General features: G+C 67.7%; 33 protein-coding genes and 1 riboswitch. Of the genes, 22 read left to right on the top strand and 11 right to left on the bottom strand.

The genetic code is table 11. The features are described 5' to 3' along the window. Nucleotides 1-8 precede the first annotated feature (8 nt). The 9 genes from DKG74_RS11620 to DKG74_RS11580 all read left to right on the top strand — a co-directional run bounded on the left by DKG74_RS11620 (nt 9) and on the right by DKG74_RS11580 (nt 4,410). Nucleotides 9-281, top strand: a complete 273-nt coding sequence (locus DKG74_RS11620; protein WP_109905914.1) for a BrnT family toxin — start codon at nt 9-11, stop codon at nt 279-281. Further along, on the top strand, nt 241-525 hold the full coding sequence (locus DKG74_RS11615) for a BrnA antitoxin family protein (RefSeq protein ID WP_207779333.1): 285 nt from the start codon (nt 241-243) through the stop codon (nt 523-525). Before DKG74_RS11620 ends, DKG74_RS11615 begins: the two co-directional genes overlap by 41 nt. 75 nt (nt 526-600) lie before the next feature. After that, nucleotides 601-1,200 (top strand): imidazoleglycerol-phosphate dehydratase HisB, encoded by a 600-nt coding sequence (gene hisB / locus DKG74_RS11610; protein WP_109906290.1) that lies wholly within the window; start codon nt 601-603, stop codon nt 1,198-1,200. Continuing rightward, nucleotides 1,200-1,559 carry a DUF2628 domain-containing protein gene (locus tag DKG74_RS11605; RefSeq protein ID WP_109905912.1) on the top strand — a complete coding sequence of 120 codons (360 nt, stop codon included), beginning with the start codon at nt 1,200-1,202 and terminating at the stop codon, nt 1,557-1,559. Before hisB ends, DKG74_RS11605 begins: the two co-directional genes overlap by 1 nt. Continuing rightward, nucleotides 1,556-2,212 carry an imidazole glycerol phosphate synthase subunit HisH gene (gene hisH, locus DKG74_RS11600; protein WP_109905910.1) on the top strand — a complete coding sequence of 219 codons (657 nt, stop codon included), beginning with the start codon at nt 1,556-1,558 and terminating at the stop codon, nt 2,210-2,212. The genes DKG74_RS11605 and hisH overlap by 4 nt, the downstream gene beginning before the upstream one ends. Next, nucleotides 2,209-2,940 (top strand): 1-(5-phosphoribosyl)-5-[(5-phosphoribosylamino)methylideneamino]imidazole-4-carboxamide isomerase, encoded by a 732-nt coding sequence (gene hisA, locus DKG74_RS11595; RefSeq protein WP_109906288.1) that lies wholly within the window; start codon nt 2,209-2,211, stop codon nt 2,938-2,940. Before hisH ends, hisA begins: the two co-directional genes overlap by 4 nt. Further along, a complete protein-coding gene (gene hisF / locus DKG74_RS11590; RefSeq protein ID WP_109905908.1) occupies nt 2,940-3,698 on the top strand; it encodes an imidazole glycerol phosphate synthase subunit HisF in 759 nt (252 codons plus the stop codon). Before hisA ends, hisF begins: the two co-directional genes overlap by 1 nt. A gap of 11 nt (nt 3,699-3,709) precedes the next feature. After that, nucleotides 3,710-4,036: a phosphoribosyl-ATP diphosphatase gene (locus tag DKG74_RS11585; RefSeq protein ID WP_109905906.1), complete on the top strand. Its 327-nt coding sequence runs from the start codon at nt 3,710-3,712 to the stop codon at nt 4,034-4,036. A 5-nt stretch (nt 4,037-4,041) separates the two neighbouring features. Further along, nucleotides 4,042-4,410 (top strand): HIT domain-containing protein, encoded by a 369-nt coding sequence (locus DKG74_RS11580; protein WP_109905904.1) that lies wholly within the window; start codon nt 4,042-4,044, stop codon nt 4,408-4,410. Between the two features lie 3 nt (nt 4,411-4,413). Here DKG74_RS11580 and DKG74_RS11575 read toward each other — a convergent pair whose 3' ends face one another. Continuing rightward, nucleotides 4,414-5,406, bottom strand: coding sequence for an adenosine kinase (locus DKG74_RS11575; RefSeq protein ID WP_109906286.1), 993 nt, complete (start codon nt 5,404-5,406; stop codon nt 4,414-4,416). A 76-nt stretch (nt 5,407-5,482) separates the two neighbouring features. Here DKG74_RS11575 and DKG74_RS11570 point away from each other — a divergent pair, with 76 nt between their 5' ends. From DKG74_RS11570 to DKG74_RS11560, 3 genes are all read left to right on the top strand, one after another. Continuing rightward, nucleotides 5,483-6,172 (top strand): EI24 domain-containing protein, encoded by a 690-nt coding sequence (locus DKG74_RS11570; RefSeq protein WP_109905902.1) that lies wholly within the window; start codon nt 5,483-5,485, stop codon nt 6,170-6,172. Nucleotides 6,173-6,416: 244 nt separating this feature from the next. Continuing rightward, nucleotides 6,417-6,953: a bactofilin family protein gene (locus DKG74_RS11565; RefSeq protein WP_109905900.1), complete on the top strand. Its 537-nt coding sequence runs from the start codon at nt 6,417-6,419 to the stop codon at nt 6,951-6,953. A 55-nt stretch (nt 6,954-7,008) separates the two neighbouring features. After that, nucleotides 7,009-7,359, top strand: a complete 351-nt coding sequence (locus DKG74_RS11560; RefSeq protein ID WP_109905898.1) for a hypothetical protein — start codon at nt 7,009-7,011, stop codon at nt 7,357-7,359. Between the two features lie 16 nt (nt 7,360-7,375). On the opposite strand, the gene nth is transcribed toward DKG74_RS11560, so the two are convergent. Beyond that, a complete protein-coding gene (gene nth, locus DKG74_RS11555; protein WP_109905896.1) occupies nt 7,376-8,005 on the bottom strand; it encodes an endonuclease III in 630 nt (209 codons plus the stop codon). A gap of 131 nt (nt 8,006-8,136) precedes the next feature. Between nth and DKG74_RS11550 the strand changes: the two genes are divergently transcribed. Next, entirely contained in the window at nt 8,137-8,634 is a 498-nt protein-coding gene (locus tag DKG74_RS11550) for a DUF2244 domain-containing protein (protein WP_109905894.1), read from the top strand. A 41-nt stretch (nt 8,635-8,675) separates the two neighbouring features. On the opposite strand, the gene DKG74_RS21760 is transcribed toward DKG74_RS11550, so the two are convergent. After that, nucleotides 8,676-9,065, bottom strand: a complete 390-nt coding sequence (locus DKG74_RS21760) for a hypothetical protein (protein WP_207779332.1) — start codon at nt 9,063-9,065, stop codon at nt 8,676-8,678. A gap of 216 nt (nt 9,066-9,281) precedes the next feature. Here DKG74_RS21760 and DKG74_RS11540 point away from each other — a divergent pair, with 216 nt between their 5' ends. Together DKG74_RS11540 and DKG74_RS11535 are read left to right on the top strand one after the other, a co-directional pair. Next, complete coding sequence (locus tag DKG74_RS11540; protein WP_109905890.1) at nt 9,282-9,866, top strand: NAD(P)H-dependent oxidoreductase; 585 nt, start codon at nt 9,282-9,284, stop codon at nt 9,864-9,866. Nucleotides 9,867-9,915: 49 nt separating this feature from the next. Beyond that, a riboswitch (yybP-ykoY riboswitch) is annotated at nt 9,916-10,025 on the top strand. A gap of 91 nt (nt 10,026-10,116) precedes the next feature. Further along, on the top strand, nt 10,117-10,692 hold the full coding sequence (locus DKG74_RS11535; protein WP_109905888.1) for a TMEM165/GDT1 family protein: 576 nt from the start codon (nt 10,117-10,119) through the stop codon (nt 10,690-10,692). A 41-nt stretch (nt 10,693-10,733) separates the two neighbouring features. On the opposite strand, the gene DKG74_RS11530 is transcribed toward DKG74_RS11535, so the two are convergent. Next, entirely contained in the window at nt 10,734-12,143 is a 1,410-nt protein-coding gene (locus DKG74_RS11530; protein WP_109905886.1) for a spinster family MFS transporter, read from the bottom strand. 136 nt (nt 12,144-12,279) lie between these two features. Between DKG74_RS11530 and DKG74_RS11525 the strand changes: the two genes are divergently transcribed. Beyond that, nucleotides 12,280-14,253 (top strand): vWA domain-containing protein, encoded by a 1,974-nt coding sequence (locus tag DKG74_RS11525; RefSeq protein WP_109905884.1) that lies wholly within the window; start codon nt 12,280-12,282, stop codon nt 14,251-14,253. A gap of 18 nt (nt 14,254-14,271) precedes the next feature. Here DKG74_RS11525 and DKG74_RS11520 read toward each other — a convergent pair whose 3' ends face one another. From DKG74_RS11520 to ddpX, 3 genes are read right to left on the bottom strand one after another with little or no spacing between them, the layout of a single operon-like run. Beyond that, nucleotides 14,272-15,249, bottom strand: a complete 978-nt coding sequence (locus tag DKG74_RS11520; protein ID WP_109905882.1) for a DUF6635 family protein — start codon at nt 15,247-15,249, stop codon at nt 14,272-14,274. Between the two features lie 4 nt (nt 15,250-15,253). Continuing rightward, on the bottom strand, nt 15,254-15,658 hold the full coding sequence (locus DKG74_RS11515; RefSeq protein WP_109905880.1) for a Rap1a/Tai family immunity protein: 405 nt from the start codon (nt 15,656-15,658) through the stop codon (nt 15,254-15,256). A 29-nt stretch (nt 15,659-15,687) separates the two neighbouring features. Continuing rightward, the gene (gene ddpX / locus DKG74_RS11510; RefSeq protein ID WP_109905878.1) at nt 15,688-16,236 is read right to left on the bottom strand and encodes a D-alanyl-D-alanine dipeptidase; all 549 of its coding nucleotides are present in this window, start codon (nt 16,234-16,236) and stop codon (nt 15,688-15,690) included. Nucleotides 16,237-16,344: 108 nt separating this feature from the next. On the opposite strand from ddpX, the gene hslV reads away from it, so the two are divergent. Both hslV and hslU read left to right on the top strand, forming a co-directional pair. Next, nucleotides 16,345-16,893 carry an ATP-dependent protease subunit HslV gene (hslV, locus tag DKG74_RS11505; protein ID WP_109905876.1) on the top strand — a complete coding sequence of 183 codons (549 nt, stop codon included), beginning with the start codon at nt 16,345-16,347 and terminating at the stop codon, nt 16,891-16,893. Further along, a complete protein-coding gene (gene hslU, locus DKG74_RS11500; protein WP_109905874.1) occupies nt 16,890-18,194 on the top strand; it encodes an ATP-dependent protease ATPase subunit HslU in 1,305 nt (434 codons plus the stop codon). The genes hslV and hslU overlap by 4 nt, the downstream gene beginning before the upstream one ends. A 34-nt stretch (nt 18,195-18,228) precedes the next feature. Here the strand turns inward: hslU and DKG74_RS11495 are convergent, their stop codons facing one another. Continuing rightward, a complete protein-coding gene (locus DKG74_RS11495; RefSeq protein WP_109905872.1) occupies nt 18,229-18,792 on the bottom strand; it encodes a TetR/AcrR family transcriptional regulator in 564 nt (187 codons plus the stop codon). A gap of 100 nt (nt 18,793-18,892) precedes the next feature. Between DKG74_RS11495 and DKG74_RS11490 the strand changes: the two genes are divergently transcribed. The 4 genes from DKG74_RS11490 (at nt 18,893) to DKG74_RS11475 (ending at nt 22,056) form a co-directional block, all read left to right on the top strand. Further along, nucleotides 18,893-19,657, top strand: a complete 765-nt coding sequence (locus tag DKG74_RS11490) for a phosphatidylethanolamine N-methyltransferase family domain-containing protein (protein WP_109905870.1) — start codon at nt 18,893-18,895, stop codon at nt 19,655-19,657. A gap of 11 nt (nt 19,658-19,668) precedes the next feature. Further along, nucleotides 19,669-20,061, top strand: coding sequence for a hypothetical protein (locus tag DKG74_RS11485; RefSeq protein ID WP_109905868.1), 393 nt, complete (start codon nt 19,669-19,671; stop codon nt 20,059-20,061). A 73-nt stretch (nt 20,062-20,134) separates the two neighbouring features. Next, nucleotides 20,135-21,166, top strand: a complete 1,032-nt coding sequence (locus DKG74_RS11480; RefSeq protein WP_133251572.1) for a transferrin-binding protein-like solute binding protein — start codon at nt 20,135-20,137, stop codon at nt 21,164-21,166. A 209-nt stretch (nt 21,167-21,375) separates the two neighbouring features. Further along, on the top strand, nt 21,376-22,056 hold the full coding sequence (locus tag DKG74_RS11475) for a hypothetical protein (RefSeq protein WP_133251571.1): 681 nt from the start codon (nt 21,376-21,378) through the stop codon (nt 22,054-22,056). A gap of 101 nt (nt 22,057-22,157) precedes the next feature. Here the strand turns inward: DKG74_RS11475 and DKG74_RS11470 are convergent, their stop codons facing one another. The 3 genes from DKG74_RS11470 to DKG74_RS11460 all read right to left on the bottom strand — a co-directional run bounded on the left by DKG74_RS11470 (nt 22,158) and on the right by DKG74_RS11460 (nt 24,175). Continuing rightward, entirely contained in the window at nt 22,158-22,391 is a 234-nt protein-coding gene (locus DKG74_RS11470; RefSeq protein ID WP_109905862.1) for a hypothetical protein, read from the bottom strand. 348 nt (nt 22,392-22,739) lie between these two features. Beyond that, nucleotides 22,740-23,636 carry an alpha/beta fold hydrolase gene (locus tag DKG74_RS11465; RefSeq protein ID WP_109905860.1) on the bottom strand — a complete coding sequence of 299 codons (897 nt, stop codon included), beginning with the start codon at nt 23,634-23,636 and terminating at the stop codon, nt 22,740-22,742. Then, nucleotides 23,633-24,175, bottom strand: a complete 543-nt coding sequence (locus tag DKG74_RS11460) for a winged helix-turn-helix transcriptional regulator (protein WP_109905858.1) — start codon at nt 24,173-24,175, stop codon at nt 23,633-23,635. The genes DKG74_RS11465 and DKG74_RS11460 overlap by 4 nt, the downstream gene beginning before the upstream one ends. Between the last annotated feature and the right edge of the window lie 30 nt (nt 24,176-24,205).

The raw sequence follows: 24,205 nt of genomic DNA, 5'->3' as shown, positions 1-24,205 counted from the left end.
AAATAACCATGGAAATCAGCTTCGACCCGTCCAAGCGGTTGAAGACCTTGGCGGAACGCGGTCTGGATTTCGCCGACGCGACTCAGGTGTTTCAGGGCGTCGCCTTCACGATCGAGGATGATCGCGAGCCCTATCCGGAGCCGCGTTTCATCACGATCGGCCTGTTGGGTGAACGCATGGTGGTTCTGGTTTGGACCCCGACAGCCGACGGACGGCGGATCATTTCGATGAGGAAAGCCAATGAACGGGAACAAGCGCGCTATCGCGACCGACTGGGTTGATCCGGACGACGCCCCGGAAATCACCGACGAGATGTTCAACCGGGCCGAGCTGTCGGTCGGCGGCGAGGTTCTGCGGCCAGCCACGGGTACGCTGCGAAAAGCGGGGCGGCCGAAATCCACTTCGCCCAAGGAACACATCAACATCCGCCTGTCGCAAGCCGTGCTCGACCATTTCAAGGCCGGGGGTCCGGGCTGGCAGACCCGCATCGACGAGGCGCTGAAAAAGGCCGCTGGAATCAAGTAGAAGGCCGCCCAATCTATGGCTTGACGCGCGCGCCCGTGCTAAACGGGCGCCATTCAATGCTTCGAGGACATGCCGATGCGGACCGCCACGATCGCCCGCAAGACCAAGGAGACCGAAATCTCGGTCACCATCGACCTGGACGGCACCGGCCAGTATCAGGTCTCGACCGGGGTCGGCTTCCTCGACCATATGCTCGAACAGCTGTCGCGCCATTCGCTGATCGACCTGACGGTGACCGCGAAGGGCGATACCCACATCGACTTCCACCACACGACGGAAGACGTCGGCATCGCCATCGGCGAGGCCTTCACCAAGGCGCTGGGCGACCGCAAGGGCATCCGGCGTTATGGCGACGCGCTGATCCCGATGGACGAGACGCTGACCCGCGTCGCCCTCGACTGTTCGAACCGGCCCTATCTGATCTGGAAGGTGAAATTCACCCGCGACAAGCTGGGCGAAATGGACACGGAGCTGTTCAAGGAATGGTTCCAGGCCTTCGCGCAGGCCGGCGGCATCACCCTGCATGTCGAGAATCTCTACGGCGAGAACAATCACCACATCGTCGAGAGCAGCTACAAGGCGCTGGCCCGGGCCCTGCGCGCGGCCATCGAGATCGACCCGCGCGCCGCCGCCGCCGTGCCCTCGACCAAGGGCGTGCTGGGCGGCACGCTCTGATGCGGCCCATCGCCTATACGGTGCACGGCCCCCTGCCGGAGATCGAGCTGGTGGCGGAGCGTTTCTCGCTCGCCGCCTTCCTGTTCGGTCCCCTGTGGCTGCTGGCTCAGGCCGCCTGGATCGAGGCTGTCCTTTGGCTCGGCTTCGTCGCAGCCGGCATCGCCGCCGGGATTTTCCTGCTGCCCGAGCGGCCGCTGCCCGAATTGACCGTGCTGGCCGCCGCCCTGTTCACGGGCTTCGAGGCCGGTGAAATCCGCCGCCGGGTACTGGCCCGCCGCGGCCACCCCGCGATCGGTGTCGTCACCGGCGAGAGCCGCGCCGACGCCGTGGACCGGGTCGTCCTGAAGGTGCGTTCATGACCGCGAAACCCGCCGTCGCCATCATCGACTATGGCGCGGGCAACCTGCGTTCCGCCGCCAAGGCGTTCGAGCGCATGGGCGCCGAGATCGGCCTGAAGCCGGAACAGATCGTCGTCACCGACCGGCCCGAGGTGGTGCTTTCGGCCGAGCGCGTGGTGCTGCCCGGCGACGGCGCCTTCGCCGATTGCAAGACCTCGATCCAGGCCCTGCCCGGCATGATGGATGCCCTGACCGAAGCGGTGAAGGTCAACGCCCGGCCCTTCTTCGGCATCTGCATCGGGATGCAGCTGATGGCGACCGAGGGGCTGGAGCATGGCCACCACGCCGGTTTCGGCTGGGTGCCGGGCGTGGTCGACCGGCTGGCGCCGGACGACAGGCGCCTGAAGATCCCGCACATGGGCTGGAACAATCTGTCGATCCGCCATCATCACCCGGTGCTGGGCCATGCCCGCTCGGGCGAGCACGCCTATTTCGTCCATTCCTATGCCCTGCAGGTCGAGCGCGGCGAAGACCTGGTGGCGACCGCCGATTACGGCGGCCCGGTCACCGCCATCGTCGCCCGCGACAATCTGTTCGGCACCCAGTTCCACCCGGAGAAGAGCCAGGCCTTCGGCCTCTCGCTCATCGCCGGTTTCCTGAGGTGGCGCCCGTGATCCTTTACCCCGCGATCGACCTCAAGGGCGGCGAATGCGTCCGCCTCGCCCAGGGCGACATGGCCCGGGCCACCGTCTACAACAAGGACCCGGCCGCCCAGGCCGCCGCCTTCAAGGCGCAGGGTTTCGAGTGGCTGCATGTCGTCGATCTCGACGGCGCCTTCGCCGGCAACGCGGTGAACGGCCCGGCGGTCGAGGCGATCCTGAAGGCGACCGACGTGCCCGTGCAGCTCGGCGGCGGCATCCGCAATCTCGAGATGATCGAGGGCTGGCTGGCTCGCGGGTTGACCCGGGTCATCCTCGGCACCGTCGCCCTGCGTAATCCCGATCTCGTCATCGAGGCTTGCAAGCTGTTCCCCGGCCATGTCGCCGTCGGCATCGACGCGCGCGACGGCATGGTCGCGGTCGAGGGCTGGGCCGAGACCTCGTCGATCACCGCGATCGACCTCGCGAAGCGCTTCGAGGACGCGGGCGTTTCCGCCCTCATCTTCACCGATATCGCCCGCGACGGCCTGCTGACCGGTGTCAACGTGCCGGCGACGGCCGCCCTCGCCGACGCGGTCTCGATCCCGGTCATCGCCTCGGGCGGGCTGGCCGGCCTTGGCGATATCGAGGCCCTGATGGCGGTCAGGGGCACGCCCATCGCCGGGGCCATTTCGGGCCGCGCGCTCTACGACGGGCGGCTGGACCCGGCGGCGGCGCTGGCCCTTACCAAAAGGGCGGCGTGATGCTGAAGGCCCGGGTCATCCCCTGTCTCGACGTCCACAACGGCCGGGTGGTCAAGGGCGTCAATTTCGTCGACCTGCGCGATGCCGGCGATCCCGTGGAACAGGCGAGGCTTTATGACGCCGCCGGTGCCGACGAGCTGACCTTCCTGGACATCACGGCATCGAGCGACGACCGGGCGATCATGCTCGACGTCGTGCGCCACACGGCGGAACAGGTCTTCATGCCGCTGACTGTCGGTGGCGGCGTCCGCACCCTCGACGATGTGCGGCAATTGCTGCTGGCCGGGGCCGACAAGGTCTCGATCAATTCCGCCGCCGTGGCCCGGCCCGATTTCGTGCGCGAGGCGGCGGAAAAGGTCGGCAGCCAGTCCATCGTCGTCGCCATCGACGCCAAGGGTGACAGTCACGGCCAGTGGCATGTCCACACCCATGGCGGCCGGCGCAACACCGGGATCGACGCGGTCGAATGGGCCAAACGCATGGTCTCGCTCGGCGCCGGGGAAATCCTGCTGACCTCGATGGACCGGGACGGCACCAAGGCGGGCTTCGACATCGGCCTGACCCGGGCGGTGTCCGATGCCGTCACCGTGCCCGTCATCGCGTCCGGCGGGGTCGGCACCCTCGACCATCTGGCGGACGGCATTCTCGAAGGTCATGCCTCGGCCGTGCTCGCCGCCTCGATCTTCCATTTCGGCACCTTCTCGATCCGCGAGGCCAAGGAACACATGGCCGCGCGGGGCGTGCCGATGCGCCTGTGACGGGGAAGACCATGAGCGATCCCGCCATCCTCGACCGGGTGTTCCAGGTCATCCTGTCGCGAAAGGGCGCCGACACGGCCAACAGCCATGTCGCCCGCCTGTTCGCCAAGGGCCGCGCCAAGATCGCCCAGAAGGTGGGCGAGGAAGGCGTCGAGGCCGCCCTCGCCGGTCTTGCCGGCAGCGAGACGGAACTGGTCGGCGAGGCCGCCGACCTGATCTTCCACCTGTTCATCCTGCTGGCCGAACGGGGCCTGACCCCGGCCGACGTCTGGGCCGAACTCGAGGCCCGGGAAGGCCTGTCGGGGGTCGCCGAAAAGGCCAGCCGTCCGAAGGGTTAGTTCCGATGGCCTATGATCCGAACAATATCTTTGCCCGCATCCTGCGCGGCGAAATTCCCTGCAACCGGGTGCACGAGACCGAACACGCCCTGGCCTTCCACGACATCCACCCGCAGGCGCCGGTGCATGTCCTGGTGATCCCCAAGGGCGCTTACGTCTCGTGGGACGATTTCTCGGCCCATGCCTCGGATGCCGAGATCGCCGGCTTCGTCCGCGCCGTGGGCGAGGTCGCCCGGCTGGTCGGGGTCGACGCCGACGGCTACCGCCTGCTGGCCAACCATGGGGCCAACAGCCACCAGGACGTGCCGCACCTGCATGTGCACGTCACCGGCGGCCGTCCGCTGGGCCCCCTGCTGCTGCGGCAGAAGGATTGAAGGTCAGTAACGGCCGGCGACGAAGTCGGCCAGATTGACCTGCGGCCGCGGGCCGTAATGCGCCAGCACCTCGGCGGCGCAGAGCGAGCCGAGGCGGCCCGAGCGGGCAAGGCCGAGATCGTGGGTCAGGCCATAGAGGAAACCGGCGGCATAGAGGTCGCCGGCCCCGGTCGAGTCGACCAGTTTCTCGGGCACCGCCGCGTCGATCACATGCACTTCGTCGCCGCCGACGATGACCGAGCCCTTTTCCGAGCGGGTGAGCGCGGCGGTGATGCCGAGGCTTCGCGTCGCCTGCAGGGCGGCGTCGAAATCGCCGGTCTCGAACAGGGCGGAAATCTCGCCCTCGTTGGCGAAGAGGATATCGACCCCGCCGCCCGAGACGAGGTCGAGGAATTCGGCCCGCCAGCGGTGGACGCAGAAAGCGTCCGACAGCGACAGGGCGACCCGGCGCCCGGCGTCATGGGCGGCGTTGATCGCCTTGCGGAAGGCGGCCTTGCCGTTTTCCGGATCCCACAGATAGCCTTCGAGATAGGTGATCTCCGCCTCCGCCACGAGGGCGGGGTCGACATCGTCCGGGCCGAGGCCGACGCAGGCGCCGAGATAGGTCGCCATGGTGCGCTGGGCATCCGGCGTCACCATCACGAGACAACGCGCGGTGTTCGGGCCGTCCACCGCCGGCGCGGTCTCGAAGGAGACGCCAACGGCGCGGATGTCGTGGCTGAAGACCTTGCCGAGGCCGTCGTCCCGCACCCGGCCGATGAAGGCGGCGGCGCCGCCGAGCGAGGCGATGCCCGCCATCGTGTTGGCGGCCGAGCCGCCCGACGCCTCGACCCCGGCGTTCATCCGGCCGTAGAGGGCTTCGGCCTGGGCGGCGTCGATCAGCGCCATGGAGCCCTTGATCAGGCCCTCGCGGGCGATGAAGGCGTCATCCGCCGGAGCCAGCACGTCGACGATCGCATTGCCGATGCCAAGGACATCGAAACGGGCAGTGGTCATGTTCATCCCCGAAAATCTCGCGGGCGCAGTATAAGGATGGAGACGCACCCGTCCAGAACCGAGGAAACTTCGCCCCATGTCGCTGATCCCCGCCTTCCTGAAGGGACTGGAGGACGCCCTGTCGCCGCCCTTGCGCGCGATCCTGTGGCGGGTGCTGTTCATGGGCCTCGCGCTCACCCTGCTTCTCGTCGCCGGGGCCTATCAGGGCCTCGGTTTCGCGCCCAGCACCGGCTGGGGCTGGCTGGACGAGACCCTGCGCATCCTGGGCGGCATCCTGACCGGGATCGGCCTCGCCTTCATGTTCCCGGTGATGATGACGACCCTGCAATCCCTGTTCCTCGACGAGGCGGCGGCCAAGGTCGCCGCCCGGGACTATCCGGCCGATCCACCCGGGCGGGACATCGGCTTCGTCGAGGGGACGGTCTCGGGCCTGAGGTTCCTCGCGGTCACCATCGCCCTGAACATCCTGTTCCTGCCCCTGCAGATAGCGGGCATCTTCCTGCCGCTCCTCAACCTCTTGGTTTTCCTTGGCCTCAACGGCTATCTTGTCGGACGGGAATATTTCGAGCAGGTTGCCTTGCGGCAAGCGTCGCCCGCGGAGGCCACAAGGCTGCGGCGGGCGAATCGCCTGCTCGTTTTCAGTGCCGGTCTGCTGGGGACGGCATTGATGGTGGTGCCGGTCGTCAATCTGATCGCGCCGCTCGTCACGCTCGCGGCCATGGTGCATCTCGAACGCGGGGTACGCCTGTCGCGGCGAGGGGGTTGAGGAACGGGCTTCGTCTCCCGCTCCGAGGGATTGAGAGAAGCCGGCCCCGGCCGGTGCTGACATTGCGAACTGGCCTGGCCAGCGAACGAGGATTCAGGAGAGATCAATGTTCGGAAAGAGAAGCGGTCCCCCGGAACCACCCCCGGCGCCGCCGCAGCCCGCGAAACCCGCCACCGCCTTCACCCCGACGCCGGCCCGCCCGGCCACCCCCGCCCCTTCCCTTCAGCAGCAAGGCAGCGCCGCCATGGCCGACCATGATTCGACGAGTTTCCGCCCCGAAGTCGCCCGTCCCAGCCGCGAATTGCCCGGCATGAGCCGCCCGCTGACGCCGGCCACGCCGTCGGCGCCGCCGCCGTCGTCCGACGACAAGAAGCTGATCGTCGGCCGCAACATCGTCCTGTCGGGCCAGATCACCGCCTGCGACAAGCTGGTGGTCGAAGGCCGGGTCGACGCCACCCTGACCGAAAGCCGGGTGATCGAGATCACCTCGACCGGCGTCTTCAAGGGCGCGGCCGAGATCGACGAGGCACTGATCGGCGGCACCTTCGAGGGCAAGCTGATCTGCCGCGGCCGCCTGCTGATCCGCGCCACCGGCAAGGTGAAGGGCGAGATCCGCTACGGCCAGCTGGAAATCGAATGCGGCGGCGAACTGGTCGGCGACATCAATACGGTGCAGGGCAACCCGATCGCCGCCGAGCCGGCGCCGCTGGCCGTCGCCCCGACACCCGCGCCGACCCCGGCCCCGGTCACCTTCCCGTCGAGCGAAGGCACGCTGGTCTGACCCTGCGGCGCCCCGTCGTGCGTTGAGTCCCGCGTCTCTCATCAGGGCGGCCGCTGTGGCCGCCCTTCCGCTCCTGATGGCCGCCTGCGCCGAGACGCCGGCACCGCGGCACCGACCCCTCGCGCCGGAGTTGCCGGCCGGCGGTCTCGTCGGCCTGACCGGCCCCGAGCTTCCCCTGCTGCTGGGCACGCCGGCCCTGCGGCGCAGCGAGCCGCCCGCGGAAATCTGGCAATATTCCGCCCGCGACTGCCTGCTTCATGTCTTTCTCTATCTCGATGAGGATGTGCTGAGCGTGCGCCACGCCGATGCCCGCGACCGGCGCGGCAAGCCGGTCGACGTCAATGCCTGCGCCGGCCGGGTCGGGGCCGAGGCGGCGGCCCGCGCGGCGGCGCGCGGCGGCGCCTGAACCACGGCCGCCGGCGTCAGGCCTTGCCCGCCGACGGGCAGAGGTCGTTGACGATGCAGCCCTCGCAATCGGGTTTCCGCGCCTTGCAGACATAGCGCCCGTGCAGGATCAGCCAATGGTGGGCGTGCAGGCGAAAGGCCGGCGGCACCACTTTTTCCAGCTTGGCCTCCACCGCCTCGACCGTCTTGCCCGGGGCGAGGCCCGTCCGGTTGGACACCCGGAAGACATGGGTATCGACCGCGATCACCGGCACGCCGAAGGCGATGTTGAGGACGACATTCGCCGTCTTGCGCCCGACACCCGGCAGCGCCTCCAGCGCCGCGCGGTCGCGCGGGACCTCGCCGCCATGCCGCTCGACGAGGAGGCGCGACAGCTCGATCACATTCTTCGCCTTGTTGCGGTAAAGGCCGATGGTCCGGATCGTCTCGGTCAGCCGCTCCAGCCCGTAGTCCAGCATCTGCCCCGGTGTCTTCACCACGGCGAACAGGGGCGCCGTCGCCTTGTTCACGCCGACGTCCGTCGCCTGGGCCGACATGACGACGGCGACCAGCAGCTGATAGGCATTCTCGTGCTCGAGTTCGCCCTTGGGCTCGGGCCGCTGGGCTTCGAGCCGCGAGAAGAAGGTGACGATATCCGCCTTGCGCATGGTGGGTTTGCCGATTCGAATGCTTCGCGTGTGCAAGGCCCGCTTGCCGCAGGCAACTGCACTTCCTATCATCGGCGGGCCGGAGCGCGAAGGCCCGGCCTTTTTCATCTTCAGGAGCGCGGCCAGCCGCCATGCAGGATCATCCCGCCGATCGCCTGTGGTTCGACGCCGTGCTGACGCCGCATCGCTCCCTCGGGCCGCGGGCCTTCACCGCCCTGATGGTGGCGGTGGCGGCGGTCAGTTTCGCGGCCGGGGTGCTGTTCCTGTCCATCGGCGCCTGGCCGGTATTCGGCTTCTTCGGCCTCGACGTGCTGCTGGTCTGGTTCGCCTTCAGGGCCAATTACCGCGCCGCCCGCGCCTTCGAGCGGGTGCGCCTGACCGACCGCGACCTGACGGTGCATTGCGTCAGCGCCAAGGGCGCCGCCCGCCAGTTCCGCTTCGAGCCGGGCTGGGCACGGATTGAGATGCGCGAAATGTCGGAGGACGAGAACGAGATCGCCATCGCCAGCCATGGCCGGCGCTTCGTCTTCGCGCGCAGCCTGACCCCGGGGGAACGGCTGGACCTGGCGGCGGCCCTGCGCGGCGCCATGGCCCTGCGCCGGGACAATATGACGACGGCGGCACCCTGAGGGGCACCGCCGTCCGGTTCAATCACTGACCGCGTAAGCGATTATTGCGCGGGGGTCGCCGGGGCGGTCGCGGGCGGGGTGGTCGTCGCCGGCTCCACCGTCGCATTGCCGACCGCGTCCTGAACCGCCTTGGCGGCATCGTTCACCGCATCGCCGGTCGCCTTGGCGGCGCTGTCGAGCGCTTCGCCCGTGGCCTTGGCGGCATCGTCGATCGCCTTGCCGGCATCCTGGCCCATCTGTTCGGCCGGGCCGGGCTGCGGCGCGGCGGCGGCCGGCGCGGGGGTGGCAGGGGTGGCCGGCGCCGGAGTCGCGGCGGTCGCGGGCGCGGCGGCGGGCGCCTGCTGCTCGGCCGAACCTTCCTTCTTGCCGTCGTCACAGGCGGCAAGGCCGCCGGCAAGCAGAAGCGCGAGAGCAATGGCCGAAATCTTCATGATTCTCCTCACAGGCTTGTTCGACTGTTCGATGTCGACATGGGAAATAACCCGGCCCGCGCGAATTTGATCCTTGGCCGTTTCGTGCAATTTACTGATCGTCTTGCGCCCAATTCATCGGCACATTGTTTCAGCTGCTTAATTTCGCGGCATGAGCCAGGTCAATGCCAAAGGGGCGACGGCCTGCCTTGATGGGGCAAAGCCACGGAACCCGCCATGCCGAGCAAGATCGTCCTCATCCAGGGGCACCCCGACAAAGACGGGAAGCGCCTGTGCCGCCAGCTGGCGGATGCCTACGCTCAAGGGGTGTCTGACGCGGGGCACCAGTTGCGCCGTATCGACCTCGCCAGCCTCGACTTCCCGCTGCTCGCCTCGCAATACGCCTATGATCACGAGCCGATCCCGCCGGGCCTTGCCGGGGCGGTCGCCGACCTGTTGTGGGCCGATCACATCGTCCTGGTCTTTCCCCTGTGGATGGGCACCATGCCGGCCCTGGTGAAGGCTTTTTTCGAACAGGCGCTGCGGCCGGGCGGCACCTTCGTCCGCGACGACAAGGGCGGCGCGCAGAGCCTGCTGGCCGGCCGCACGGCTCGCCTCGTCGTCACCATGGGCATGCCGGTGCCCCTGTTCCGCTTCTGGTTCGGCGGCCATGGCCTGAAGCTCATCAAGCGCAGCATCCTTGCCTTCGCCGGCATCCGCGTGGTGCGGCACAGCTTGTTCGGCCTTGTCGATACCGCGGGGCCGGACCGGATACGCGGCTGGCTGGACGAGATGCGCCGGGCCGGTGCTTCCGCCCATTGAGGCCAGCGCGCGAAAGGTTTTCTTGCGCACGTGATCGCCGATTGTTATGACTGCCCCGTCATTGGGGAGTAGCCGCCCGCGGGTCAGCGGGGGCCGCGTCAACAGACTTGGGGGACGGTGTCCGTCCGCCATGGCGCGATCAGCGGAGCCCTTCCGCCTGGCGAGACCTTTGGCAGGTTGCGTCCGTCCTTGCAGGGTCGGGCCGCGGCTTGCCATCGGTTATGTGCCCGGCCCTGCCCTGTGATCCGTCATGGAAGCCTTTCTCACTTCGACCGGCATCGTCGCCATCGCCGAAATCGGCGACAAGACCCAGATGCTCGCCATCCTGCTGGCCAGCAAGTTCCGCCGGCCTTTCGCGATCTGCGCCGGCATCTTCGCCGCGACCGTGCTCAACCACCTGCTCGCCGCCGCCTTCGGCACGCTGGTCGCGGGCTGGATCGGGCCCGAGATCATGCGCTGGGTATTGGGCCTGTCGTTCATCGCCATGGGCGCCTGGGTGCTGATCCCCGACAAGATGGACGACGACGAGGCCGGCGCGGACAAGCGTCGCTTCGGCGCCTTCCTGACGACGACGATCGCCTTCTTCCTGGTCGAGATGGGCGACAAGACCCAGATCGCCACGGTGGCGCTGGGTGCCCGTTTCGACAATCTCTTCCTCGTCACCCTGGGCACGACCTTCGGCATGATGCTGGCCAATGTCCCCGCCGTCTATCTGGGCGAGGCGGCAACGCGGGTGGTGCCACTGAACATCGTGCGCATGGTGGCGGCGGCGATCTTCGTCGCGGTCGGCATCGTCACCCTGTTCCTGCCCGGTCTGCTGGGCTGAGGGACCGGGGCGGCGAGACCATCGCCGCCCCGTACCGCCGGTCAGGCGGTATAGGTCTTCACCCGCTCGAGCGCCTGGCGATAGGGCGCGCAGCCGGCCCAGAGCACGGCGGCGGCAAGCGGCAGGGCGATGCCCGCGACCAGCGCCAGCGAATAGCCGACCATGTTCTCGTCCCGGAAGACGAAATCGGTGACGAGGGCCACCACGGTCGGCCCGAGGCCAAGTCCGATCAGATTGACGATGAAGAGATAGACCGCCGAGGCCTGACCGCGCATCTGGTTCGGCATGATCTCGGCGATCGCGGCGGGGGCCGCGCCGAAGCACATCGTATAGAAGAAGGTGGTGGCGATGGAGAGCGCCAGCACCATGTTGCCATCGCCGACGAATGGCATGGCGACGGCGAAGGGCACGCCCAGCACCGCCGCGACCATGCCGACACGCAGGCGGCCGTCAGCGATGCCCTTCTGCTTGAGAACATCGCCCAGCCAGCCGCCGAAGATCACGCCGATCACGCCCGCCGTGAGCTGGACGATGCCGAAGGCGAAGCCGATTTCGGCCGGGGTCCAGCCATGGGCGCGGATGAAGAAGCTGGGCAGCCAGGTCGCCACGCCATAGCCGACGAGGGAGAGCAGCGCGAAGCCGACATTGTGGCACAGCACGGCCTTGGCGTTGCCGCCGATGTAGCGCACCACCTCGGACACCGGCACCGCCTTCACGGCCAGGGTGCCATCGGCCTGACGCACCGCCTTGATACCCTGACGGATCGGTTCGCGCACGGTGAACATCAGAAGCGCTACCAGAAGCCCGGGCAGGCCGACGGCGAAGAACACCACCTGCCAGGCGAAAACCTCGCCCACGATGGGCAGCACCATGTGCTCCGCCCCAGAGACGAGACCGATCACCAGCCCGCCGAAGATATAGGCAAGGCCAGAGCCGACGAAGATGCCCATGTTATAGACCCCCATCGCCGTGCCCATGCGGTGGGGCGGGAAATAATCGGCGACCAGCGAATAGGCCGCGGGCGACAGCGCCGCCTCGCCCACGCCGACGCCGATCCTGGTCAGGAACAGATGCCAGAACTTGCCGGCGAGGCCGCAGGCCGCGGTGAACAGGCTCCACACCACGATGCCGACGATGATGATGCCGCGCCGGCTGCGCCGGTCGACCATGCGGCCGATGGGCAGGCCGAGGAAGGTGTAGAACAGGGCGAAGGCGAGGCCGGCGAGCAGGCTCATCTCCGTGTCGTTGATGGCGAGGTCGCGTTTGATCGGTCCGACCAGCAGATTGAGGATCTGGCGGTCGATGAAGGACACCGTATAGGCCAGCATCAGCACGCCGACGACGTACCAGGCATAGGCGGGCGACGGATAGGCCGCCGCCGTGATTTCAGTTTCCGGATTTTGCCCAATGGGCGCGGCTTTACGCGCGACGGACTCGGAACGCACCGACATGTCCCCTCTCCCCTTATGTTTTTTGTGACCACCGTCATGGCGGGTGGTTCGCCGGGATAGTAGCCGTTGGCCAAGCCGCTTGTCGCGGCCGTTGTGCTCGTGGCAGCCTGCCCGCAGCAATCTCGGGGGAGAAACCATGATACGGACAGGGGTCCTCGGCCGTCTCGGCCTTGCCATCTTGCTGCTGCTGACCGGGCTTTCGCTGTCGGCGGCCCGCGCGGCGGACGACCGCGCCAAGGCCATTCTGGTCCTCGACGCTTCGGGCAGCATGTGGGGCCAGATCGACGGCAAGGCGAAATGGGATATCGCCCGCGCCGCCGTCAACGCGCTGGTCGACGGCTGGAATCCGGCGGTCGATCTTGGCCTGACGGTCTATGGCCACCGCACCAAGGGCGCCTGCGACGATATCGAGGATGTGATCCCGGTCGGCCCGGTCAACGCCGCGAAACTGAAGGCGGTGATCGCGAAACTCTCGCCCAAGGGCAAGACGCCGTTGACCGCATCGGTCCGGCGCGCCGCCGAGGCACTGAAATACACCGAGAATCCGGCGACCGTGATCCTCGTTTCCGATGGGGAGGAGACCTGCGACCTCGACCCCTGCGCCATCGCTTCGGAACTCGAAGCCCAGGGTGTCGCCTTCACCGCCCATGTCATCGGTTTCGATATTCGTGACGACGCGGCCAAGGCCCAGCTGAAGTGCATCGCCGACAACACGGGCGGCAGCTTCGTCCTCGCCGACGACGCCGCCAGCCTGCAGAGCGCGCTGTCCGCCGCCGCCGCCGCGACCGCCGCGCCGGCCCCTGCCCCGGCGCCCGCACCCCCACCGCCCGCGCCCGCGCCCGCGAAGGGCAAGGCCAGCTTCAGCGCCGTTTATGCCCCGGGCGTTCCGGTCGAGGACGACGACCTGAAATGGGATGTCTACGCCGATGTCCCCGGGCAGGAAGAGCTGGGCTCGCCCCTCGCCTATGCCTTCCGGGCGCGCTGGACGCCGGGCGATCCGATCCCGCCGGGGGATTACATCGTCACCGCCAGCCTCGGCGCCGCCTCGGTCCAGCAGCAGGTGAAGATCACCGGCGAAAAGCAGGAGGTCGTGCTCGACCTCGGCGCCGCGGTCATCCTGCCCGCCGCGCGTGAGAGCGAGACCAGCGCCCCCATCGCGACCGAGATCGCCTGGAAGGTCTATGACCAGACGGGCAAGGAAGTCGGCTACAGCTTCAAGCCGGAACCCGATTTCACCGTGCCCGCCGGCAGCTATCGCCTGACCGCGAAATATGGCGACGCCCTGGGCGAGGCCAGCCTCGACGTGAAGCCGGGCGAGAAGCCGAAGGTGATGATCACGCTGGGCAGCGGCACCGTGGAGGCCGAGATCCGGCCGAGCGAGAGCGAGCCTCTGGCGACCGACAAGGACGGCGTGAGCTGGAAGGTCTTCGCGCAGAACAGCGCGGATTCCCTGACCTATTCCTACAAGGGCAGCCCGACCTTCCATCTCGCCGCCGGCACCTATCGCATCACCGCCACCATCGGCGAGGCGACGGGCGAAACCACGGTGACGGTAGAGCCGGGCGAGAGCACCAAGCTCAGCCTCGTGCTCGGCGTCGGCCTGTTGAAGCCGGTGGCGATCTTCGCCCCCGGCGCACCCAAGCCGACCAAGGACCTGTCCTGGCAGATCTTCCCGGCGGCGACCGACATGGCGGGCAACCGCGGCGAGATGGTCGCCTATAGCTACGACCTGACGCCCGACTTCAAGCTGCCGGCCGGCAAATATTTCGTGAAGGTCACCACCGGCCTCGCCGAGGCCTCGACCGAGATCGAGCTGAAGGCGGGCAGCGTGGCCGCCCCCGTGCTCGACCTGCAGGCCGGGGCCATCGTCGCCAAGGCCAGCCTCGCCGCCAAGCCCGAGGGTGATTACGACTGGAAGGTCTTCCGCGCGGTCGTCGCCATCACCGGCACCGAGCGGGAACAGGTGACCTATTCCTATGACGCGGCGCCGATCTGGATCGTGCCGGCCGGCACCTACATCGTCGAGCTGCGGATCGGCGAGGCGGTGACCGAGACCGAGGTGAAGGTCGAGGCGGGCAAGCCCGCCCCGGTCACCCTGACCCTGCCCTGAGCCGATGCGCGGGCGGCCTCAGCCGCCGCCCGCCATCACCTGCTGGGCCAGCCGCGCGAGGTCGATCAGATCGGTCGCCCGGGCGACGTAATGGTCGCGCGGGTTGAAGGCCAGTCCCTCGCCGGTGCGCAGGGCATGTTCGACCCCGTTGATCAATTTGTGCAGGCGGCGCTGGTGCAGGCCGAGGGCGCGCTGCGCCGGATCAACGACCACCCCGGCGAAGGCGGACAGCGCGGCGGCACCGACGAAGAGGCTGCCGGTCACGCCCGCGACCAGCGCCGGCCCCGCCGTCGCCGGAAAGACTCCGTTCCAGATGCCGCCGAGGGTCGCGCCCAGCGGAAAGGCGCCGATGGCTGCCTGCTGGGCGATGGCGCCGGCCAGCACCGGGCCGAGGGAGAGCAGCCCGGGCGTTACCTGCTTGAAGGCGATGGCGCCGATGCCGAGGCTGGTCAGGGCGGTGGCGATTTCCGCCGCCGCCACCCGTGTCGCGGCATAACGGGCGATGGCCCCTTCCAGCTTCGCGCGGAAATCCGCGTCGCCCAGACTGCGCGCCCGCGCGGCGTCGAGCATGGCGAAGGCGGCGCTGACCCTTGGATCGGCGGCGATACTGGCGGCGACCCCGTCGGCCCCTGCCACCTCGCCGAGCTGCAACAGCTCGCGCTCGATGGCCTCGCCCAGCTTGCGGGCGACATCGGTCCGGTAGAGGAGGTCGAGACCGGCGATGCGCGCCCCCGCGCGGCGCGCCCCGGCCCGGGCAAGGCCGCCCCCGGCGAGACGCAGGCCGAGCTGTGGCACCGACAGGAGGAGATTGGCCGGCGCCCGCGCCAGATCCCAGCCCAGCGCCCGCCGGTGCAGGGCAAGGCTGCCGCGCAACGAGAAATGCCGGTCGACGAAGCCGGTCACCCGGCCATGGCAGGCGGCGGCGTAATCGGCGATGGCGCCATCGACCAGCGTGCCCGCGACGGCGGGGTCGAAGGGGGTGACGGCGCCGGCCATGGCGTCAGTTGCCTTCCGGACAGGGATGGCGGGCGCGCATCGCCGCGCGCACCAGATCGTCCGCCGGGCGGCTGTCGAATTCGCTGCGGCCCTGGCCCCAGTCCAGCACCTGATCGGCGATGTCCTGCCATTTCAGGCTGCCGTTGATGCACATGACCTGATCGTTGGGAATGAGCGGGCGCACGGATTCGAGCTGGAAGAAATTCTTCAGGTAATCCTTGCAGCGCCGGGCAGCGGGGCGGCTGCCCTCGCCCGGGGGGCTGGACAGGGCCTTGCCCGCGGCGCCGCAGACCGCCATGAAATCGGCGCCCGAGACGACCTCGCGCGGGGGCGCGTCCTGCGCCAAAGCGGGCGCCGCCATGCTGGCGAATCCCGCCAGCAGGATCGCCGCGGCGATGGATCGGGTCATGCTCGTCTCTCCTCGGTGTTTTCTTGTCGTTACGGCATCATGCGCGTGCCGGCGGCGGCATCGGTCAGCAGCGGATATTGGTCCGGGTCCGGCAGATTGTAATGCCACCATTCGAATTCATTGTGCACGAATCCCGCCTCGACCATCACGCCGAGCAGCAGCAGGCGGTTGCGCCGCGCCTCGGCCGAGACCTGCGCCGCGTGGTAGGACAGCACGGTCATCTCGTCGAAGCCGGTACCCATGTCGAGCGCCGTGCCGTCGCCCCTGCACAGGGTCAGGTCGACCGCGACCCCCCGGCCATGGGTGGAGCCGATGCGGGGATCGGCGATGAAGGTCGGGTCCGGCAGGGCGCGCCACAGCGCCCATTGCGCCTCGGTCGGGCGGAAGGCGTCGAACACCAGCAGGTCGAGGCCGATCGCCCGCGCCGCCGCCCGGGCGCGCTGGAAGGCCGCCGCCGCCATCGGGTGCAGGAAACAGGCGCCGCGGGCATAGATCGGCGCGCCGGTGATATTGTTCGGCGTCGCATAGGCGATGTCGAAGAAGGGGCCGTCGGCCCCGGCGATGATTTCGGTCAGCATGGCACCAGTGTGCCAGACTTGTGCAGGTGCACAAACGCCGGTGCTTGTGGTCTTGTCTGCGATCGCTACATAAGAGCCGTGATTTACGCATCCCGAGGACAAGACCCCTTGAGCGACAATATCCCCGTCTGGCACGGCACGACGATCCTGAGCGTGCGCAAGGGCAACAAGGTGGTGATCGCCGGCGACGGCCAGGTCAGCCTGGGTCCGACCGTGATCAAGGGCAACGCCCGCAAGGTGCGGCGCATCGGCAATGGCAAGGTGATGACCGGCTTTGCCGGGGCGACCGCCGATGCCTTCACCCTGTTCGAGCGCCTGGAAGCCAAGCTGGAGCGTTTCCCCGACCAGCTGACCCGGGCCTGCGTCGAACTGGCCAAGGACTGGCGCACCGACAAATACCTGCGCCAGCTCGAGGCCATGCTGATCGTCGCCGACGCGACGACGACCCTCGTGCTGACCGGCACCGGCGATGTGCTGGAGCCCGAAGGCGGTATCGCCGCCATCGGCTCGGGCGGGAATTTCGCCCTCTCCGCCGCCCGCGCCCTGATCGACTATGAAGCCGACCCCGAAGTGATCGCCCGCAAGGCGCTGGAGATCGCGGCCGACATCTGCGTCTACACCAACCGCAATCTCACCGTCGAAGTCATCGAATCATGAGCGAATTTTCCCCGCGCGAGATCGTTTCCGAACTCGATCGCCACATCGTCGGCCAGCATGAGGCCAAGCGCGCCGTCGCCATCGCCCTGCGCAACCGCTGGCGCCGCCAGCAGCTGCCGGACGACCTGCGCGACGAAGTGCTGCCAAAAAACATCCTGATGATCGGGCCGACCGGCGTCGGCAAGACCGAGATTTCGCGCCGCCTGGCCAAGCTGGCCAATGCGCCCTTCCTGAAGGTCGAGGCGACGAAATTCACCGAGGTCGGCTATGTCGGCCGCGATGTCGAACAGATCGTGCGCGACCTGCTCGAAGTCGCGATTGCCCAGACCCGCGAGAAGCGCCGCCGCGACGTCCGCGCCAGGGCCGAGCTGAACGCCGAGAACCGCGTGCTCGACGCCCTCGTCGGCGAGACCGCGTCGAAGGACACGCGCGAGAAATTCCGCGCGAAATTGCGCAGCGGCGAGCTGGACGACAAGGAGATCGAGCTTCAGGTCGCCGATACCGCCAGCCCGATGGGCGGCATGGATATCCCGGGGATGCCGGGCGGCGTCGGCATGATCAATCTGGGCGACATGCTGGGCAAGGCTTTCGGCCAGCGCACCAAGGCGAAGCGCACCACGGTGAAGGACAGCCACGCCCTGCTGCTGACCGAGGAATCGGACAAGCTGCTGGATCAGGAAAGCGTGACCTCCGAAGCGATCAGGGTGACCGAGAATGCCGGCATCGTCTTCATCGACGAGATCGACAAGATCTGCGCCCGCTCGGAACGGCAGGGCGCCGACGTCAGCCGCGAGGGCGTGCAACGCGACCTGCTGCCGCTGATCGAGGGCACGACGGTCGCGACCAAACACGGCGCGGTGAAGACCGACCATATCCTGTTCATCGCCTCGGGCGCCTTCCATATCGCCAAGCCGTCGGACCTGCTGCCCGAACTGCAGGGTCGCCTGCCCATCCGGGTCGAGCTGAAGGCCCTGTCGCGCGCCGATTTCGAGCGCATCCTGACCGAGCCGGAATCGAGCCTGATCCGCCAGTATGTCGCGCTGATGGGGACCGAGGGCGTCACCCTCGACTTCACGGCCGATGGCATCGCCGAGATCGCCAAGGTCGCGGCCGAGGTGAACACGACGGTCGAGAATATCGGCGCCCGCCGCCTGCACACGATCCTGGAGCGGGTGCTGGACGAGATCAGCTTCACCGCTTCCGACCGGGGCGGCCAGACGGTGACCGTCGACGCGCCCTATGTCGCCGCCAATGTCGGCCAGCTGGCGGCCAACACGGACCTGTCGAAGTTCATCCTCTGAGCCGCTGCCGGCCTTCGCCGGCCTCCGACCCCGATCAGGGGCGGAGGGCACGGATGAAGAAGCGGTCGATCTGGTCCCGGATCGCCGCTTCGTCGTCGCCCGGCAGGCTGACCTGCAGGAACGAAGTCACGATGCGGCCGATCCAGGCCAGCAGTCCGGGCAGGGTGATGGCGGGGTCGATTTCGCCCCGGCGCAGCGCCTCGACATAGGGCGGCCCGAAGAAGTCCAGCCAGGCCTCGATCAGCCGGGGCGAGCCGAAATGCAGCGCGGTCGCCGCCCGCCCGGCCTCGTTGCCGACATGCAGCAGCGCGAGTGGCTGGCGCGGCGATTCACGGATGATGGCGCAGCAGCACTCGAGGACGAAGGCCGGAAAATCCGCCGCCGCCGGCAGGGTCACGGCGAGATGGCCGAGGAAATCCAGCGACTGCCGCTCGACGAGGGCGGCCAGTACCGCCTCCCGCGATGGAAAATGATTGTAGAGCGTGCGGCGCGACACGCCCGCCACCACAGCGATGTCATTCATGGTCGCGTCGAGGCCCCGCGCCGCGAAGCAGGTCGCGGCATGATGCAGGATCTGGTCGCGCTTCGACGCGCTCATGGCGGCTCCGTCATTTCCGATTTGCACAAAATTCTTAAATTGTGCAAATCAATCTTTACATATAGGCTGACATTGTAAACCGATCGGGGGGAGACGGTCGATGGAGATGCTCTATCACGCCGCGCTGGTCATCATCGTGCTGATGGGTCTTGGCACGCTGGCGACGACACTGCGTCAGGCCGGACCCTATGGCCGTCACATGACGCCGGGCCAGCGTTTCACCATGAAGGCGCGGCCGGCCTGGCTCCTGTTCGAGAGCCCGCAGTGGTTTTCCTTCGCGCTGACCTTCTGGCTGGTGGCGCCGCCGCTGGCCGGACCGTCGGGCGTGATGCTGTTCCTCTTCGGCCTGTGGCAGGCGCATTACGTCTATCGCGGGCTGATCTATCCCTGGCGGATGCGCGACACGCACCGGCAGTTTCCGCTGATCGCGGTTGTCATGGGTTTCCTGTTCAACCTGCTGAACGGTTTCGCCAATGCCTATGCCGTTGGCCACGCCGACCATCTGATGACGGCGGACTGGTTCACCGATCCGCGCTTCATGGCCGGCCTCGCCATCGCCGTCGCCGGCTGGCTGGTGAATTTTCAGGCCGACACGATCCTGATCAACCTGCGCGCCGACGGTTTCACCAGCTATCGCATCCCCCATGGCGGCGCCTTCCGCTGGGTCTCGGCCGCCAATTACTTCGGCGAGATCGTCTGGTGGTGCGGCGTCGGCCTGATGCTGTGGACCCTCGCCGGGGCGGTCTTCGTCTTCTTCACGCTGGCCAACCTGATGCCGCGCGCCCTTGCCCATCATCGCTGGTATCGCGAGCATTTCCCCGACTATCCGAAATCGCGCCGGGCGGTGATCCCCGGCCTGTTGTGACGGAGGCAAGGATGAGCGCATCGGCCCGGACCATCTTCTATTTCTCGTTCTATGTCTTCGCCGCGGGCGTGCCGATGGTTCTGGCGCCCCAGCTGATCCTGCAGGTACTGGGCTTTCCGGTGGAGGGGCTGGACTGGATCCGCTTCCTCGGTGTCGTCGTGCTGATCGTCGGCTATTACTATTTCAACCTCGGCCGGTCGGGGATCGTGCCCTTCTTCCGCTGGTCGGTGCAGATGCGCATCGCCATCGTGCCGGTCTTCGTCGCGCTCATCCTGATTTTCGACATGAAGGCCTTCTACATCCTGTTCGTGGTGCCCGATTTCCTCGGCGCGCTATGGACCTGGCGGGCGCTGGCGCGCGAAGGCGTCAATCCCTTCCAAAGCGGCTCGATCCGCACCCCTTGAGGCCACGCGCCGGTGGTTCGCCCCCCGGAAGGGTGCTAGCCTTGCATACATGCTGGCTCGGGGGGGTTAGAGCATGTCGCGGTTTTCCGGGGTTTTCCGACCGATCTGCGTGATGGCCGCGGGGCTTGTCGCCACCGCCTGCAACGGCGGGGGTGGCGACGGACTGTCCGGCGTGGTGCCGCCACCGCCGCCGCCGCCGACCAATTCGCTGTCCGCCTTCCTGCCGAATGACGGCACGCCGGTCGAGCCGGGGATCATCCTGAGCGGCGCGCCCGGCGCGGAGGATGGCGTCGGCGGCGCCCGCACCACCGCCCTGAACCAGGCCTATCACGAGGCGAGCCTGGCCGAGAGCGGCTCGGCCTTCACCCTGACCCTGAACCGGCGCCCGCCATCCGCGGGCCCCGAGACCATCGCCCGATTCACCGGCGGCTTCACCGATGGCACGGGCGCCCTCGCCGGTCTCGCCGTTGCCAGGACAGCGGACGTCAGCCGGGGCGGCACGGATTTCGCGCCGGGCGCCGCCATCCTGGTCGACGGCGGGCGCACCGCCGGCCTCGACTTCATGTCCTTCGGCTATTGGGCGGTGATCAACACCGACAGCGATACCATCGTGACCGCCGCGGGCGGCGCCATCGGCGCGCCGGCAGCCGACCTGTCCGCCGCCGCCGGCCTTGGCAGCGCGACCTACAGGGGCACCACCGTCGGCGCCATGGTCGACAACACGGATGCGGGCAACCTGCGCCTGATCAATGGCGATATCGTGCTGAGCGCCGATTTCGCCACCAACCGGCTGAGCGCGACCATCAGCGACACCCGCCTCGCCGATCCCGACACGGGCGCCGACCTGGGCGCCGGGCCGGGGTTCGTCTTCAGCAACGCCACCATCCGGGATGCCGGCGGCGCCGCTTCCCCCGGGTTTCAGGGCACCAATTCGGACGGCACCTTCACCGCCTCGATGAATGGCGCGCCCCTGTTGCCGGCGGGCGGCAGTTTCGCCGATCTGGCCGGGGCCTTCTATGGCCCCGCGCTGCAGGAAGTGGGTGGGGGCTGGTATGTGGTCACCCCGACCGAGGAGATCAGCGGCAGCTTCGGTGCCGCCCGCTGACGACACGGTTTCGACTTTCGGTGTGTTTTTCTCGGCCCCCGCCATTTATCGCTGCATTTTCCTTGAACATGCCTTAATGCTGCTCGCTACCGGGGCTGGTATTGCGAGGGGCAAAGATGCGTGCTGCGAGGATTGTATCCGCCATGCTGATGGCGCTGGCGGCGTCGGGATGTGCCAGTATCACCGAGGGCACGTCTCAGGATATTGTCGTGAATACATCGCCCACCGCGGCGAGCTGCGTCTTCGAGCGGGAAGGCGAGTATCTGGGCACGCTGCCGTCGACACCGGGCAGCCTCACGGTGCAGAAGACCAAATACAATATCGTCATCCGTTGCGACAAGCCGGGCTACCAGCAGGCTGTGGCCATCAGCCATTCGGGCACGTCCGCCGCGATCGCCGCCAATATCGCCCTCGACGTCATCCTCACGCTGGGTGTGTCTTCGATCGTCGATTCAGCGGTCGGCGCCGACAATAAATATGATTCCCCCATCGTCCTGACGCTGGTCCCCGTCCCAGGATCACCGGAGGCGGCCGCGGCCCCGGTCGCGACCATCGGTGCCACCACCGACCTGAAGTCGCTGCTGAGCGACAAGACCCTTTACACGGCAAAGGGTGAAGGCCGGGTCGTCGTCGACTACTATGGCGCCGACGGCAAGCTGGCCCGCAAGGACGGCGAATGCGTCCGCACCGGCAGCTGGACGGTCGAGGAGGGCAAGCTCTGCCATACGCTCGCGACCAAGGAGCCGACCTGCTACACGGTTTTCGGCACTTTGACCCAGCCCGCGTTTCGCGACGTGAAGGCGGCGGCCGATGCGGATGCCGTCAACACGCGCTTCATGGCCAGCGGAAACACGGAAAAGCTGACGGCTGGCGCGGCCTCCTGCCCCTGAGGGCAAGCCGCCGGGAAACACGCGCGGGCGGCGGCGGGGCCGCCGCCCGTTGCGCGCCGGATGGGGGATGAAGTCAACCGGCGCGCGGCACCAATGGGGAATCAGGCGGCGCGGCGGCGCTCCGCCGCCTCATGGGCGAGCACCATCTTGCGGGCCGCCGCCTCGAGCTGGTTCAGGCGACGGAAACGGCTGCCGTCGAGCAGGCGGAAACGCCGGTCCGACGCGATGAAACGAAAGCCGGAACGTTCGCGCAGGGCAAGGCCAGCGGTGATGTCGTCGATTTCGATGGTGACGGCCTCGACCGAGTCGTGCCCGGGTTCGAAAGTAATAGACATTGTATTCTCCTGGCGTCCCGCGCATTCCCTAGCGCGGGATCGTGACAAAATTAGGGTTCCTGTTCGGAATTATTTGTCAGTTGCAACAACAGCAGCCGTCATGGCTGGTCATGTCGCGCCAGGTCCTCGGTTCGGCGTGTGCCTTTATTGTCTTCACGGGTCCACTCCTTCGTCTGGGGGAACCACGACGCTTAGCCGTGGCGCTTTAGCAGGGATGACGCGGCGCAAGCTGCTCCCATCAAATTCCGCGGGTCCGTTCGGGGACCAGACGATCGCCAGCGAGGCGACAGCTAGAACTTATGCCGTTGCCTCGCGGTTTCAAGCACAAAATACAAGTCGTGTGATCAATTATAATTGATCAACTAATATTTGCTGTGAAAAGAAATCGCCGGCCATGTCGACGACATCGTCCAACCGGTCGTGATGGACCCAATGGCCGGCCCGCTCCAGCGCCTCCACCCGGACATCGCGGAAGGCGGCGGCGCGGCCGTCGGCCAGGGGATCGCTGGCCCAGCTTTCGGTGCCACGCAGCAACAGCACCGGGCAGTCGATGCGCGACCAGATCGGCAACAGCTCGGCCGGCGGTGTCCACACCGGGCTGATCACCCGGACGTAAGGGTCGTATTTCCACGACCAGCTGCCGTCCTCGTTCTGGCAGGCGGCGTGCAGGGTGAGGTGGCGGGCCTGTTCGTCGCTGAGGCGGCCATTGGCCGCCTTCATGCGGGCGACGCAGTCGTCGATGGAGGCATAGCGCGGCGGGCGCTTGTGGGCGACGGCGCGGGTCGCCTCCACCCATTGGCGCAGGCGCTCGTGCATCGCGAGGTCGCCGTGTTTCTTCACGATCTCCGGCGATGGGCCCCAGCCCTCGATCACCATCAGCCGGCGGACATGCTCCGGGTAGATGCCGGCGTAAAGCAGCGAGACCGCCCCGCCCCAGCTGTGGGCGAGGATATTCACCGGCGCCAGTTGGCGCTGCTCGATCAGCTGGGCGATGTCGAGGATGAAACCATGGGTCGGATAGTGGCTGCCGGGGGCATGGTCGCTGTCGCCATGGCCGCGCAGGTCGACCGCCATGACATGAAAGCGGTCGCACAGGCGCTGGGCGACCCAGTCCCAGCTGCGGCAATGGTCGTTGCCGCCGTGAACCAGCAGCAGCGGCGGTGCCTCCGGGTTGCCCCAGTCGACATAATGCAGGCGCAGGCCCTGGCTGTAGTAACGCTGTGACGTCGGACCCAGACTGGTCATGCCGTCCCCTCCCCCTCGGTGTTTTTTTCATTGTCGGGATTTGCCCGCTGGAGAAGCCGGCGGGCGAGCACCATGGTTCCCGGTTTAGCCGCCCCGCCCGGCCCCGGCAAGACCCTGACCGCGCCCGCCTCGATGGTGCGGCCGCAAGCCGAGCAACAGACGCTGGCCTCGAACGGCTGACCGCAGGTCTCGTGGACAAAGATCATCGGGCTGCCCTCGGCCGGCCGCGCCCAGCGTTCGCCCCAGGCGGTCAGGGCGAGAATGGCAGGCACCAGATCGGCCCCGGCCGGCGACAGGCTGTAGGCATGGCGCAGCGGCCGGCGGGCATAGGCCACGCGCTCGATGATGCCATTGTCGAGCAGCAGGGTCAGACGCCGCGTCAGCAGGTTGCGGGAAATGCCAAGGTTGGCGACGAGATCGTCGAACCGCTCCAGCCCGAGGAAGAGGTCGCGCAGGATCAGCAAGGTCCAGCCGTCGCCGATCACATCGAGCCCCCGGGCCAGGGAACAGTGCATCCGGGCGAAACTGGTTCTCTGCATGGCGGAAATCCTGGTCCGTTGCTTTATTGA

Origin of the sequence: Zavarzinia aquatilis (assembly GCF_003173035.1) — a bacterium.
GTDB lineage: Bacteria > Pseudomonadota > Alphaproteobacteria > Zavarziniales > Zavarziniaceae > Zavarzinia > Zavarzinia aquatilis.
This window is presented reverse-complemented; position numbering and strand designations above follow the sequence as displayed.